The organism is Paraburkholderia largidicola (genome assembly GCF_013426895.1).
In the GTDB taxonomy this organism is placed as follows: Bacteria; Pseudomonadota; Gammaproteobacteria; order Burkholderiales; family Burkholderiaceae; genus Paraburkholderia; species Paraburkholderia largidicola.
Genome location: NZ_AP023176.1, coordinates 78,737 through 92,342 on the forward strand (window position 1 = coordinate 78,737; position 13,606 = coordinate 92,342).

Annotated in this window: 12 protein-coding genes; 9 read left to right on the forward strand and 3 right to left on the reverse strand. The window is 59.6% G+C overall.

The window, feature by feature from the left end; all coding sequences use genetic code 11:
- Positions 1–31: 31 nt before the first annotated feature.
- From PPGU16_RS29170 to PPGU16_RS29195, 6 genes are all read left to right on the forward strand, one after another.
- Entirely contained in the window at positions 32–610 is a 579-nt protein-coding gene (locus PPGU16_RS29170) for a cytochrome b (RefSeq protein WP_180726233.1), read from the forward strand.
- Between the two features lie 3 nt (positions 611–613).
- On the forward strand, positions 614–1,600 hold the full coding sequence (locus PPGU16_RS29175) for an NAD(P)H-dependent flavin oxidoreductase (protein ID WP_180726234.1): 987 nt from the start codon (positions 614–616) through the stop codon (positions 1,598–1,600).
- 317 nt (positions 1,601–1,917) lie between these two features.
- Positions 1,918–3,603, forward strand: coding sequence for an arylsulfatase (locus PPGU16_RS29180; protein ID WP_180726235.1), 1,686 nt, complete (start codon positions 1,918–1,920; stop codon positions 3,601–3,603).
- A 90-nt stretch (positions 3,604–3,693) separates the two neighbouring features.
- Positions 3,694–4,776: an HAD family hydrolase gene (locus PPGU16_RS29185; protein ID WP_180726236.1), complete on the forward strand. Its 1,083-nt coding sequence runs from the start codon at positions 3,694–3,696 to the stop codon at positions 4,774–4,776.
- 67 nt (positions 4,777–4,843) lie between these two features.
- Entirely contained in the window at positions 4,844–6,130 is a 1,287-nt protein-coding gene (locus tag PPGU16_RS29190) for an anaerobic sulfatase maturase (protein WP_180726237.1), read from the forward strand.
- Positions 6,131–6,146: 16 nt separating this feature from the next.
- Positions 6,147–6,911: a bestrophin-like domain gene (locus PPGU16_RS29195; RefSeq protein ID WP_180726238.1), complete on the forward strand. Its 765-nt coding sequence runs from the start codon at positions 6,147–6,149 to the stop codon at positions 6,909–6,911.
- 72 nt (positions 6,912–6,983) lie between these two features.
- Here the strand turns inward: PPGU16_RS29195 and PPGU16_RS29200 are convergent, their stop codons facing one another.
- Together PPGU16_RS29200 and PPGU16_RS29205 are read right to left on the reverse strand one after the other, a co-directional pair.
- Complete coding sequence (locus PPGU16_RS29200) at positions 6,984–7,703, reverse strand: DUF1223 domain-containing protein (protein WP_180726239.1); 720 nt, start codon at positions 7,701–7,703, stop codon at positions 6,984–6,986.
- Between the two features lie 69 nt (positions 7,704–7,772).
- Complete coding sequence (locus tag PPGU16_RS29205) at positions 7,773–8,603, reverse strand: YkgJ family cysteine cluster protein (RefSeq protein ID WP_180726240.1); 831 nt, start codon at positions 8,601–8,603, stop codon at positions 7,773–7,775.
- A 549-nt stretch (positions 8,604–9,152) separates the two neighbouring features.
- Between PPGU16_RS29205 and PPGU16_RS29210 the strand changes: the two genes are divergently transcribed.
- Both PPGU16_RS29210 and PPGU16_RS29215 read left to right on the forward strand, forming a co-directional pair.
- Positions 9,153–10,067, forward strand: a complete 915-nt coding sequence (locus PPGU16_RS29210; protein ID WP_180726241.1) for a transcriptional regulator — start codon at positions 9,153–9,155, stop codon at positions 10,065–10,067.
- Between the two features lie 328 nt (positions 10,068–10,395).
- Positions 10,396–10,764: a hypothetical protein gene (locus tag PPGU16_RS29215; RefSeq protein ID WP_180726242.1), complete on the forward strand. Its 369-nt coding sequence runs from the start codon at positions 10,396–10,398 to the stop codon at positions 10,762–10,764.
- Positions 10,765–10,958: 194 nt separating this feature from the next.
- Here the strand turns inward: PPGU16_RS29215 and PPGU16_RS29220 are convergent, their stop codons facing one another.
- On the reverse strand, positions 10,959–11,495 hold the full coding sequence (locus PPGU16_RS29220) for a hypothetical protein (protein ID WP_180726243.1): 537 nt from the start codon (positions 11,493–11,495) through the stop codon (positions 10,959–10,961).
- Positions 11,496–12,039: 544 nt separating this feature from the next.
- Between PPGU16_RS29220 and PPGU16_RS29225 the strand changes: the two genes are divergently transcribed.
- On the forward strand, positions 12,040–13,599 hold the full coding sequence (locus PPGU16_RS29225) for a multicopper oxidase domain-containing protein (protein WP_180726244.1): 1,560 nt from the start codon (positions 12,040–12,042) through the stop codon (positions 13,597–13,599).
- Positions 13,600–13,606: the final 7 nt, after the last annotated feature.

Consider the following 13,606-nt stretch of genomic DNA (forward strand, 5'->3'; position numbering starts at 1 on the left):
TCGATAGGGAATGAAAATGTCGAACTCGCCTATGTCATCCACACACGATGTTCCCGCGCACGCTCACTTTCAGTGGCGCGATAACGGCCTGGGTTTTTCGCCCGTCACGATCGCGCTGCACTGGATCGTCGCGGCGCTGGTGCTCTCGATCATCGGAATCGAGATCGCGCTTGTCGCTTCGCCCAATGTCGAGCTAGCGAGGGTTTTGAATCTGCTCGGCGCGATCCTGTTTCCGATCTCGGTCTATCGGTTCTGGGCGCGCGTGACGTCGTGGCATCCGCTGCCGCTCGGCACACCGAATCCTGTCGAGGTGATCGTGAGCCGGTCGGTTGCGACCGCGCTGGCGCTGGCGATGGTGCTGCTGCCTGTCGCCGCGTGGCTGGCGAAATCGGCGGCTGGCCAACTTGTCGAATTGCCCGGCGGATGGATCATTCCGTCTCCGATGCATCCGAACCCGCAGGCCGCGCAGGTCTTCGAGGTTCTCTTCAGGATTGGCGCAACGCCGTTCGTGCTCGGCCTCGCGCTGCATATCTTCGGTGCCTGCAAGAATCATTTCGTGTTGAAGAACGATGCGTTGAAACGCATGCTTGGCAAACGCGTGGAGCTTTGAATCATGAGCACAACAGGTTTTGAGTTTGGTGGCAACGCCGTCACGAAGCTTTGCGGCGTCCGATATCCGATCTTCCTCGCCGGCATGGCCGCGATCTCCGGGCCGAAGCTCGTTGCGGCCGTCGCCAATGCGGGCGGGATGGGAACCGTAGGCGGATTGCGTCTCGCACCGCTTGCGTTGCGGCGATGGATCCGGGAAACGAAAGAACTCACTGACAAACCGTTCGGCGTCAATCTCGTTCCTTCGTTTGGCGGCCCGGACGTATTCGAGGCGCAGTTCCAGGTGGTGTTGCAGGAAAAGCCCAGGATGCTGTCGCTGTTCTATGCGGAGAACTATCCGCATATGATCTCGCGCGCAAAAGACGCGGGAATGGTGGTCATGGTGCAGGTCGGTTCCGTCGAACTCGCGCGCAGGGCTATCGCCCAGGGTGCCGATATCATCACCGCGCAAGGCAGCGAGAGTGGCGGGCATCTGAACCGCGGCACGATTGGATTGCTTTCGCTGCTGCCGTCGCTGATCTCCGCGGCGGATGGCCGTCCTGTCCTCGCCGCAGGCGGGATCACGAATCGCGACGATGTTCGCACCGTGATGAACATGGGCGCGCGTGGCGTGCTATGCGGCACGGCGTTCGTTGCGTGTGACGAGTCGAACGCGCATCCGCTTTACAAGCAGAAGATCGTAGATGCGACGGTCGACGACACCGAATACCGTACGGGGTATTCGTTCGGCTGGAAATACGGCACGCCGCACCGTGTCATCCCGAACCGCGACAAGTGGAATCTGTTGCGGCATATCGGCGGCGGCGCGCGCGTGATCGACAAGCCGCGAATGGCGCAGAAACTGTCGTTGTATGCGGGGCAAGGTGTCGGGAAGATCGATCGCGTGGTGTCGGCGGCGGCGCGTGTGGAGGAACTCGCGATGGGGCTCGCTGACGATGGCGAACGGGAGGCGGTTGAGCGCTTCGAAGGAGTGCGGTTGCGCTATGCGTAGGGTGGAGTGATTCGACAGCTGGATGCTGGGGGCGGCGTTGCGCTCCCATCGCATGCAGCGCGATTGCAAGTCTGATCGCTAATTCCTCTGAACAAAGCGCAAATGTTCATAACGGCACGCGCCTGGTCGGCAAGCTGATAGCGGAGCGTCCATTCGCCTACGTTGGAACAGTCTATTGGACCAAAGTCCAATATCCGATTAAACGCTTCGTGACTAAGCTTGCTCTGCGCCCCGGCGAAGCGAGGGGCTCCGACGCCATTTTTGGGTCGTAAGACGGTCCACCCAACGCATCAGTGAACGACGTTTAGGGGAAAGCCATGCAACTTGCGAGCTGCCTTGCAGGACTGGCCGCACCTGTCGCGCGCGCGCCATTCGCGCTTCTGGCGGCCGGCCTGTTGAGTGTTGCGATCAACGGACACGCGCAGACGGACTCGCAGCAGCCGTCGAAGCCCAACATCGTGCTGATCGTCGGAGACGATGTCGGATGGGGCGACCTCGGTGCATACGGCGGTGGAGAAGGCCGGGGAATTCCCACCCCGAACCTGGACAGACTCGCCGACGAAGGTATGACCTTCTATGACTTCTACGGCCAGCCAAGCTGTACACCGGGCCGTGCCGCACTGCAGACGGGTCGTAACCCCAATCGCAGCGGCATGACCACGGTTGCGTTCCAGGGCCAGGGCGGCGGGCTGCCGCACGCGGAATGGACCCTCGCGTCGGTGTTGAAACTGGCGCACTACAACACCTATTTCACGGGCAAATGGCACCTCGGTGAGGCCGACTATGCGCTGCCGAATGCGCAGGGTTACGACGACATGAAGTACGTCGGCCTGTATCACCTGAACGCCTATACGTATGCCGATCCAAAATGGTTTCCAGACATGGATCAGCAGACCCGGGACATGTTCGCCAAAGTGACGAGAGGCATGCTCTCGGGCAAGGCGGGCGAAAAGGCCCACGAAGATTTCAAGGTGAACGGCCAGTATCAGAACGAGCCGGACAAGGGCATTGTCGGTATTCCGTATGTCGATGCGTACATCGAGAAGGCAGCACTCGACGATATCGACGATGCTGCGCAGCGCGGCCAGCCCTTCTTTATCAACGTGAACTTCATGAAGGTTCACCAGCCGAACCTGCCGCATCCGGACTACGTCGGCAAGTCCCTGTCGAAATCAAAGTATGCGGACTCGCTCGTCGAGCTTGACGCGCGTGTCGGGCACATCATGGACAAGCTGCGCGAGAAAGGGCTCGACAAGAACACGCTGGTGTTCTTCACGACGGATAACGGCGCCTGGCAGGACGTGTATCCGGATGCGGGCTATACGCCGTTCCGTGGCACCAAGGGTACCGATCGCGAAGGCGGCGCTCGCGTTCCGGCCATCGCGTGGTGGCCTGGAAAGATCAAACCGCATTCGAGAAACTTCGACATCCTCGGCGGTCTCGATTGCATGGCCACGTTTGCCGCGGTGGCGGGTGTCGATCTGCCGAAAAACGACCGTGATGGCAAGCCGATCGTTTTCGACAGCTTCGATATGTCACCTGTGCTGTTCGGCACAGGAAAGAGCAAGCGCAACGCATGGTTCTATTTCACCGAGAACGAACTGACGCCGGGTGCCGTGCGCGTCGGACAGTTCAAGGCTGTGTTCAACCTGCGCGGCGATGCGGGAACGCCGACAGGCGCGCTCGCGGTTGACACGAACCTCGGCTGGAAGGGGCCCGACAAATACGTGGCGACGGTTCCGCAGGTGTTCGACCTGTATCAGGATCCGCAGGAGCGCTACGACATCTTCATGAACAACTATACGGAGCACACCTGGACGCTTCCGACCTTCGGTGCCGCAGTGAAAGAGTTGATGCAGTCCTATGTCAAGTATCCGCCGCGCAAGGCGCAAAGCGAAGCGTACGCGGGCCCGATCACCCTCAGCCAGTACGAGCGGTTCAAATATATCCGCGACGAACTGCAGAAGGAGGGCTTCAACATCCCGATGCCGACCGGAAACTGACAGCCGAAGACCTCCCGGCAGCCGATTCATCCGGTTGCCGGAAAGTCTCGACGCTCGTTTCTCGACCAATCGCGATGGGAGAGGATCAGAATGCGCTTTGTCGAACGCGATATGCGCTCATATCGGACCTTGCGTCGGCTGACGGGTCTGCTGGTCAGCGCGTGTGTCGCGTTGGCCGCCTGCGCCGATCACGGCGGCCCAACTGCCGGGACAGCGAGCGCGCAACCCGTGCTTGCTGCCAGCCAGCCTTCGGCAGCCGTACTCCCGTCGTGGCAGGATGGCGCCGCCCGAGCGGCGATCCTCAAATTCATCGCCGACGTTACCCGCGAGGGTGCATCCACGTATGTCCCGTCCGAAGCGCGCATCGCAGTGTTCGATAACGACGGCACGCTCTGGAGCGAGCAACCCATGCCGTTCCAGTTGTTGTTCATGATCGATCAGCTGAAGGCCGCCGCGCCTCAACACCCGGAGTGGCAAAAGAATCCTGCGTACAGGGCGCTTCTTGCGAACGACACCGCAGCGCTCGCGAAGAACCAGAAAGCGTTGCTGCAGTTGCTTGCCGTGGCGAATAGTGGAATGACCACCGACGAGTATGACCAGTCCATACGCGACTGGCTTGCCACGGCAAAGCATCCGAAGCTCCAGCGGCCTTACACGCAACTCGTCTATCAGCCTCAGCTGGAGTTACTCGATCTGTTGCGTTCGAATGGCTTTCAGATCTGGATCGTGTCCGGCGGCACGGCGGAGTTCATGCGCGTTTGGGTCGACAAGGCATATGGCATTCCTCCGGAACGCGTGGTGGGCACCGAAGAAAAGCTCAAATACATGACGCGTGACGGCAAGCCTGCATTGATGCGCGAACCTGGTTTCGATTTTGTCGATGATGGTCCCGGTAAGCCCGTCGGCATATTCCGCGCGATCGGCCGTCGCCCGATCATGGCGGTCGGGAACTCCGACGGCGACAGAGAGATGCTCGAATACACCGCGAGCGGGCCGGGCGAAACGCTTGCCGTGCTGGTTCATCACGACGACGCCGGGCGCGAGTTTGCATACGACCGGCAATCAGCGCTCGCGAGACTCGACAAGGCGTGGGACGAAGCCATCGCGCGGAAATGGATTGTCGTGAGCATGAAAAACGACTGGAAGACGATCTATCCCGTCCCGAAGTCATAACGCGCCATGCCGGATGGGATGAGCTGAAGACGAACGTCCCAACTGCAACGGCGACACAGGAGTCGATATGCACGATGTCGGCGGCAATACGGTGGAGCACCCGGTGTCCTTCTTCAAGGAACGGCCGGGTGCGCTGGAACCCGTCGCTCCTGAGCGCAAGGGGCGATTCCACGCAATGGCGAAACCCATCGGGTCAACCTGCAACATCGACTGCACGTACTGCTACTACCTGCACAAGGAACATCTGCTCAATCAGCATCGCGGTCGACACATGGAGACATCGATGCTGGAGCGCTACATTCGCCAGTACATCGAGGCGCAGAACGGTGCCGAAATTATCTTTTCCTGGCAGGGCGGTGAACCGACGATGCTGGGTATCGAGTTCTTCCGCGACATCGTGGCGATCCAGAAACGCTATGCACCGGATGGCCGCCGGATCTCGAACGATCTCCAGACCAACGGCACGCTGCTGAATGACGAATGGTGTGCGTTTCTGAAAGAGAACGATTTTCTGGTGGGTATCAGCATCGACGGACCGCGCGAATTGCATGACGCGTTTCGCCTCGATCGCAAGGGTCAACCGACCTTCGACAAGGTGATGCGCGGCATCGACCTGTTGAAAAAGCACGGCGTCAAATTCAACACGTTGACGGTGGTGAACCGGTTGAACGCGAAACGTCCGCTGGACGTCTATCGCTTCCTGCGCAACGAACTGGGTTCCACCTATATCCAGTTTATCCCGTGTGTCGAACCCAAGGACTTCCATACTGTCGCCCCGCAGTATTGGCCGAAGGACAACATGCCGATGCTGGGAAGCCGTGCCGCGAAGCCGGGTAGCGAGGATTCGGTCGTCACGGATTGGTCGGTCGATCCGGATGACTGGGGGTACTTCCTGTCGCGAACCTTCGACGAGTGGTACAGAAAAGACGTTGGCCGCGTGCTGGTCAACCTGTTCGAAACGGCAGTGGTGCAAACCATGGGACAACCGGCCCAGACGTGCGTGACAGCAGAATTTTGCGGCAAGGCGCTCGCTATTGAACACGACGGCGAGGTCTATTCGTGCGACCACTACGTCTACCCGGCCTGGTCGCTCGGAAACATCCGCAATACGCATCTCGGCACCATGGCTTTCTCGTCGCAGCAGCAACGCTTCGGCTACGCAAAGCGGGAGTCTTTGCCTGCGTATTGCCGCCAGTGCAAGCACTTGAAACTGTGCTGGGGAGAATGCCCGAAAAATCGTTTCGTGCTTAGCCCTGATGGCGAGCCGGGACTGAACTATCTGTGTTCCGGCATTCGCCGCTTTCACGATCACGCGGCGCCGGCGCTCCGGCAACTCGCAAGACAATGCGTGTAGGTCCTGGAGGCATCGCATGGCAACATTTATCGACCACCCGGCCTACGTGCTTATTGTGCTGCTGGTGCTCTTTGCCGCGGCAGTCTCATTTGGCGCATTCATATTGAGGCGCATGGTCGTGCTCGACGACAGGGGCCGGGAAGACTTCAACCTGATCCAGGGGTCGACGCTCACCTTGCTCGCACTGTTGATTGGCTTCAGCCTTTCAATGGCCGTGAATCGCTATGACACGCGCAAGAATCTGGAGGAAGGCGAAGCGAACGCAATAGGCACCGAATACGTTCGAGCCGATCTCGCAGATGCCCAGACAAGTGCCGCGATGAAAAGCCTGCTGGTTCGCTATGTGAAAGTGCGGCTGGCGGATTTTCGGACGCGGGACCCCGTGGAACTCACACGCATCAACAGCGAGACAGCGGATCTTCAGGCGCAGCTATGGCAACTGGCGACTCAGGTTGCGAAGGACAAGCCCACGCCGATATCCGCCATCATTGCCACGGGTATGAACGATGTCCTCAATTCGCAGGACTATTCCGAAGCGGCACGGATCAATCACATCCCCATTGGCGCATGGGCACTGATGATCCTGATCGGGTTGTTCGGCTGCGTAATACAGGGTTACGGGGCGAAGGGGAGTCTTCGATGGGGCTTCCTCATTACGATCCTGCCGGTGACGGTCGCATTGTCACTTACGCTCATTGCGGACATCGATAGTCCGCGAGGCGGCATCATCAAGGTACAGCCACAGAATCTCACAAGGCTGCTTCAGTCGTTGGAGAAGTAGCCACCGATCGCTTCGACAATGTACGTCTCGACGAGCGGTTTCGGTTGATTGCTTTCTGACCGTACACCGCTTTCAATGTGCAGGCGCAGCACGCGCATCCTCGACGCGCGCGGCACCGACGATCGCGCCATCGGGCGCTTCGAGCAGCACCGCCAGATGCTCCCCGGCGATGACGTTGGCCTTTAGCGTGAGCGCTGTGCCAGACCACTCGCCGATTGGCTCGAAGCTACGCACCACGTTCGATTCAGTCAGCGTATGGCCTGCGTTCTCGCCGCGCCCGACGGGAGTGGTGTGGCGTCCGTCGTAGCCGACCAGCAGCACGCGTGCCTGTCCGTTGCCGGGGCCGATGGACACCGAAACGCGCCCATCTCCGCGCGAGGCGTCGAGCGTAATGGCCATGGCGTCTGTGGACTTCGCGTGGCCGATGGCCGAATTGACCGCGCTGCGATTCGAGCCAACCATTGCGGCCTTGCCGTCGATCACTATTTCCGGCGTGTAAGCGAAGTCATGGAACCGCTGTGCGTACTGCGCCTGACGCGCATCGGCGGCATCGAACGAATACGGATCTTTCCAGCCGAGCTGATTCCAGTACGTGACGTGAAAAGCAAGGGGCAGAACATCCGTGCGTGTCTCGCTCAACTCGGACAGAAAGCTGTCGGCCGGCGGGCACGACGAACAGCCTTGCGACGTGAAGAGTTCGACGACGACGGGACGCGGTGCGGCAGCGAACGTCTGCAACGGGAGCAGCGCCGCAGCGCTGGCGCCAACGACAGCGAGAAAACGGGTGAACATGTCCTGACTCCGGATGACGACGTTATCAGTAGTTCGCTCGCCGGGGCGACAAGGTTACAGGCGGCGTGTTCACGGCGCTTCTGGTGAAGGGGGCTGGCTGCTATCGCTGGCTTCGGCATCGAAGAAACCCAGATATGCCGGCGATTGTGCGGAGGCAGAGGCATGCCCGGTCAGCCCGGCGATCGCACCGATCGATGCCAATGTCGACGACGTGCTCGCGCGATTCGTGATAAAGCGCCACGGATGCGTTGAATGCGGCTGCTGATCGTCAAGCTGCGTGCTTGCACGCTGTGCCGCTCGCAGCGACGCTTCGAGACGGACGCGCTCCGGCGCATAGATAGCGAAGCCTTCGTTCGCGAGGGCGGCGATGTCATACCCGAGCAGAGCGCACAGGTACGTCTTCGCGAAACGGTCGCGCTCATCGGATTCGCGTGATTGCGCGACGAGCGCGGCAGTCTCGGCGTCGATGATCTTGCCCGTCTGCATCAGCAACGGACCGGTGTCGGACCACGCATCGGGCGGACATGCCTTTGCGGCGGGATCGAGCGGCAAGAACGGGTTGACTTCGGCTGGATAGATCCGGCACACCCGCGGGCGACGATCGTAGGCGCCGCAGGTCATGTCCGGCCGAAGGTTTGGACACGCACCCGCGAACGCCGCGACCAGCGTCACCGTGACGCGGATTGGCAGCGTCCCGCTGTACGCGGCAAACGAGCGACGCCGCCGGTGTTGAGCGAGCGCATCGCTTTCGGGCGGCTCCTGCGGCCAGACGATCGCGTCGCAAAACAACTGCACGTCGCCGCCGTGCCTAAGCCATGTGAGCGCTTCGTCGATGTCGAGCGGCAGACGCAAATCATGGCAGCAACGGCCGCACAGGGTGCAAGAAAAGTGAATGGACATTCGGTGATCGACTCGCGTCGGAGTGGCTGGTCAGGTAAGTTCGTTGACCGCGCGGCGTTGGTTACACCTCGGCAGCCGGCTTGCTCTTGAAGCACTCGTCGCTAACAAGCACCACGCGACAGGGTGAGGCAATCGCTTTTCGAGCGCAAGCCGCATCCGCTTTTTCTTCTTGTCGAGTGGATCAACACATCGATCGCATTTCTTTCGAGTTCCTTTCCTCACCATACATTCAGTTTCGAAAGTGGGTCGCGTGAGAGCACGCTGTCGCGTCGTTCGTGAAGTGCGTACATCATCGCAAGTCCACGTGCTGACCGCACAAGCCCAACGCCGCTATGTCGCTTCACGGGAATCTAGCCGCGGCGACAGCGCATGCCCGCCGCGACCGCGCAGTTGTTGGTGCGTTAGCGCACCGAACCCGGGAAACCGGGGTTGATCGGCTTTGCCTCAGGTGTACGATTTCTGCAGATTTCAAGCAATTGGGCGGCGTTCAGCTTTGGCGCCAAAAGATTTCGTTTTCCTAACGGCTATCAGTCTATAAGGAGCGATTGCATGGATATCTCCACGCATTCCCCCGTCCCTGAAGCGGTATTGCCAAACAAGTGCATCGACGTGGATTCTTCAGTGTTTCGAGAGCGTTTCGAACGGAAAAGCTTCGAGGTCTCCCACCACCTGGCATCTCATCCGCGCTTTCAAATTCCGCAGTTGATGGAGTTGACCGAGCGAACCCTGAAAACGCGCCCATCCGATCTCTACTACGACATGGGTGACGTCGCGCCCGGTCAAAAATGGAAAGATACGAACCATGCGTTCTCACCGATGGACGCATTAGGGCAGCTGGAAGATTCCAACGCCTGGTTCATCTTGAGAGATGCGCAAAGAGATCCGGCCTACACCGAGCTGTACAGTCATGCGATTGCAGAAGTCAAGGATATGATCGGCGGCGGCATTGAATCCAAGATCAGCAAGGAAGAGATCATCATTTTCATCACGTCACCGAAGCGGGTGACGGCATATCACATCGATCGTGAATGCAATTTCATTCTTCAGATACACGGGGAAAAGGATTTGTACGTCTTCGATCGGGAAGATCGGCAGGTTCTTCCGGAAGCGGAAATCGAGCAGTTCTGGACGATCGATAACAACGCGCCAAACTATCGCCCCGAACTGCAGGACCGGTCGCGGTTGTACAGACTGGCGCCGGGAAACGGCGTTCACGTTCCTGTTAATTGCCCCCACTGGTTGAAGAACGATAACAATATCTCGGTGACGTTGAGCGTCAACTTCCAGTTCATTGATTCGGTGCGAAAGGATATCTATCGCGCCAACTATTACCTCAGGAAGCTTGGCATCAATCCCAGTCCGCCTGGACAAAGTGCGGTGCGGGATCGAGCCAAGGCCATGGCGTTTTCGACGGCGTATGCCGCACAGCGAGCTATCAGGTCGGCTTTGCACCGAGGCCGTTAGTCTCAAACGGGTTGCGTGATCTGTTGAGAATCGGTGTCGTTGAATCGGCTCTGCAGCGTGATTTCCGAGGCCCTCGTGAAGACGAGGGCTTTTTCTTTGGGGGCGTTCATTGGAAGCGGACTTGTTCGAGTCGGCGTCTTATCGGGCTTGAAACAGTGTGGTGAATCACCGGGGGCAACAGGATGTTGACGGCCTAAGCAATCCTTAAGGAGCTACGGCTATAACCACTCTCAGATGGCCACGGTCATGCAGACTGTGTGGTTGACTTGGCGACGCAGAGAAGACGCGATACATGTCTACGCTCGCCGCGCGACACCAGGAGCCGAGAATGCAAGTCGTTCACAACGGTTTCGGTCATCAAAAACCGATCAGCGTATTTATCGTGCTGTTGATGTCGTCGATCGACGCTGGCGCTGAATCGGTTTGTCCTGCCTATGTATCGCTTCCGACGGGCAGCATTTTCAATCTGGCGCGTCTGATTGCAGACGCGGGTTCTCCAGAGCTCGCACTGCAGAAAATTCGGACTGCACTCGCGCAAGTGACAGCCGCGGGCGGATGTCCCAAAGCTGAAGAGCCGAATGCGTGTCAGCAAACGCTGGCCGTTGCACGAAAGGCCATGGTCGCGCTTCAGGATTGCACATCGACGGCGCCGCCCGAAGAAACCGCAGAGCGGAACGGTCAGACACCGTCGAAATAGCGTACTCGCCGACATGGACGCGAATGCCACCAGGTCGTCGATGATTGCGGGTCCACCCGCCGCTGCTACTGATCGGTTCTGATGACGTAGCGAAGTTTTACGTTGAACGCGTCTGCAAAAAGCTGCGTCGTGTGGATGGGTACGCGACCAGTTCGATGCTCTCCCTCTCGCGCCTATCGAACATACCGGGCGAACTAGGACTTACAGGCGCTCGTCGACCTGAGCGGATACGGTACGGCGGAGGTGCCATTTGCACTCGAGACAAGTTCGCGCGCAAAGATCTCGTCAGGGCCATCATTGTCCTGGACCAGGATCTCGTAGTCATGCCCGTGCTCGGGTACGAAGGTGCTAGCTTTTGCCGCGTCGGTCACCCTGTACCGCTTCCCGTTGATGATCTGTTCGCTCGAAATTCGCGCATGAACCGTCATTGGCTGGCCAGCTGGGACAATGTACTCGTGGAAATAACGAGCCGCGTCGGGCGGCACGGGCATGCCGACAGTCTTGTTAGACAGGCTCGACAAGCCGGGTTTGGACGCGACGAAGTGCCTGGCCTCACCTGTCACGCACGCAGTGTTCAAATAAAAGGTCACATTCGCTCCCCAATACACACGCACGCGAGCTTCCGTTTGCGGGTGATAGTCCGCCGCAGTCTGAGACGGCGTCCCCGCGCAGGCGCACAGCAGCACTGAACTCACAATTGAAACGAACAGGGTGGAAGTATGACGTGTCATTGGGTGTGTAATCGGAAGAATGAAGGCGAGCGCTTGAGGCGAAATAACCAGCGTGACTGAGTATTGAAAGTTCGCGCTTTCTATATCGGCTTCGAGTCAATAAAACTTGAATTCGACGACGGGGCCACCATCGCGTCATCGTTTCAAGGGGCTGTCGCACGTCACCGTTGAAGTGCGACCTCCACACGCGACAGCTTGACCATGGCAGTCGGGTCGCCGTGCATTGATGTGTCTGACTTCGCCGGCACGTTCCTTTTCGCAAACCGCCCCAACTGCATCTCCGCAATCCAGCTTCCGGTCGCCGCTCGGGCGAAGATGACGCGCTCGCCCGCGTTCGCCCTCGGCGGGCATCCTCCGCGCTACGCGACTCCCCGTCCCTGTTGGGTCAACCCTACCGCAAGTGTAGGGAGGTGCCCCATCCCGTTGCCCGATCCTCGTCTGCAAAATTCAAATACGGGAAGTTGCGACGGCGAACCCACTCTCTTCATCGCAGCGCCCGACGGCAGCGCGCCCCCGCGCTGACTGACTCCTCAGCGGAGGTCCTATGTCCAGTACCCTCGCATACCGCAACGGCGTAGCGGCTCTGTTGCTGTTGTTGTTCGCGTTGCCGTCGTTCGCGCAATCGTTCCGGGTGCAGTGTCCACCCACTACCACGCTGCATCCAAAGGCCCTGCCGGCAGGCGCGGGCGAGCCTGCCTATACGGGGCCGTCCGTCACCGGACCGAACTCGCAGGCGACGGGCGTGGTGAACGGCGCGATCAAATGCCAGCAGATTTCGGGTGGTGACGGCTACGCCACCATGGGCGATGGCACGCAGACCTATCTGTTTGCGTTCGGTCCGCTGTCAGGTCTGGCGGATATCAAGAAGGGACTGCCGGGGACGGAGTTCGCGTCGGTGTTCAATGTCGTCGGCACGGCCGCCGATCCGAACTACAACGGCGCAATCGGCCTCGTGCCCGATCCGGAATCGACGCCGCCCGGTCAGCTGACGGGGCATGTCGATCCACGCCAGATCATGGACGTGGGCGTGATGAACGGCAACATGCCCGCGCCGACGATGGCCATCGACGAAGACGACGAGTTCTTCCTCACGCTGACCAACGTCGGGATGATCATGCGCCCCGATCTTTTCGAGCAGCACACGGTGCACTTTCACGGCTATCCGAATGCGTCTGCGTTCTATGACGGCGTGCCGGATGCGTCGGTGGCCATCAACATCGGCGCGAGTTTCACGTACTACTACCTTGCGCCCGATGCGGGCACGTACTTCTGGCACTGCCACATCACGCCGCCCGAGCATCTGCAGATGGGCATGGTTGGCCAGATTTTCGTGCGTCCGCGTCAGAACCGCGTGACGAACGGCACGCTCTATCACGCGCTGATCCAGCAGCAGAGCGATCCACGCACGGCTTGCGGCAGCGATGTTCTCTGCTCGACGCCCGTGCCGCCGCAGAACAGCGTGCTGCATGTGAAGAACAGGAGCAACACGCCGACGCTCTATGCCTACAACGACGGCGACGGTTCGACGGCGTATGACGTCGAGTATCCCGTGCAGATTCACGGTTTCGATCCGAACTTCCACTTCGTGGGCATGACGTTCAATCCGGAGCCCTTCACCGACATGAAGGACAAGTACTTCATGCTCAACGGCCGCAGCTATCCGGACACCGTGTCGCAAGGGCCGATGCAGACGCCCGTTGCCGACGGCTCGCAGCATTTCTCGCAGCCGCTGCCCGCACTCATCAATATCCCGGCGGGCGGCAAGGCGCTCCTGCGCATTTCGGATCTCGACGTCAGCGAGTTTCAGACGCTTGCGTCGCTTGGCATTCCGATGCATGTGATCGGCGTCAACGCGCGGCTCCTGCGCGATCTTGCCGGCAACGACATGACCTATCTGACCAACTCGATCACGCTCGGCGGCGGCGAGTCGATCGACGTGATTCTCGATGCGAGCGACACGACCCGCTACTCGGCGGGCCAGATTTTCTATCTGTACACGCCGAACCTCGACCACCTGTCGAACGATGCCGAGAACTTCGGCGGATTGATGACCGAGGTCCACATCTGCCATTCGGTGGACCCGACCACGAAGTCCTGCACCTAGGAGATGA